This window comes from Pseudomonas sp. 51_B (assembly GCF_017491595.1).
In the GTDB taxonomy this organism is placed as follows: domain Bacteria; phylum Pseudomonadota; class Gammaproteobacteria; order Pseudomonadales; family Pseudomonadaceae; genus Aquipseudomonas; species Aquipseudomonas promysalinigenes.
Window position 1 is genome coordinate 1 of the sequence record NZ_JAFGYW010000421.1, and the last position, 442, is coordinate 442.

Here is a 442-nt window from a genome sequence, read left to right on the forward strand (position 1 = left end):
TTGTCGCCCAGTCCTTTGAGCTGCGCGGCTGACCAGTCCTTGATTTTGTCGCCCAAGGCGGTGACTTCGGCCTCGGTCAGCTGGTTCAACTGCGCCGGGGTCATGGCCTTGATCTGGGTGGGACTGAGTTCCTTCACGAAGTCGCCGCCCAGCTTTGCCATCTGGGCTTCACTCAAGCCTTTGAGCTGGGTGGCGGTCAGGTTGGTGATCTGGTCGCTGGTAAGGCCGTCGGCCAGCTCATCGGCATCCAGGGCGGCCATGGCCTTGGCGCTGAAGGTGACAAGGTCACGGGTTTCGATGGCGCCGATCTGGTCTTTGGTGAGGGCGGCAAGCTGTTCGGCCTTCATGGCCTTGAAGTCCGACGCCTTTAAGTCCGTTATTTGTTGGGTGGATAGTTGCCCGATTTGCGTTGGCGTCATGCCGGCGATGATCGACATAGGGT

Annotated in this window: 1 protein-coding gene; it reads right to left on the bottom strand. The window is 60.0% G+C overall.

Features of this window, described 5'->3' with window-relative positions; translation table 11 throughout:
• A partial coding sequence (locus J5M56_RS25535) for a hypothetical protein (protein WP_207938128.1) occupies positions 1 to 347 on the bottom strand: 347 nt, incomplete at its 3' end.
• Positions 348 to 442 lie beyond the last annotated feature (95 nt).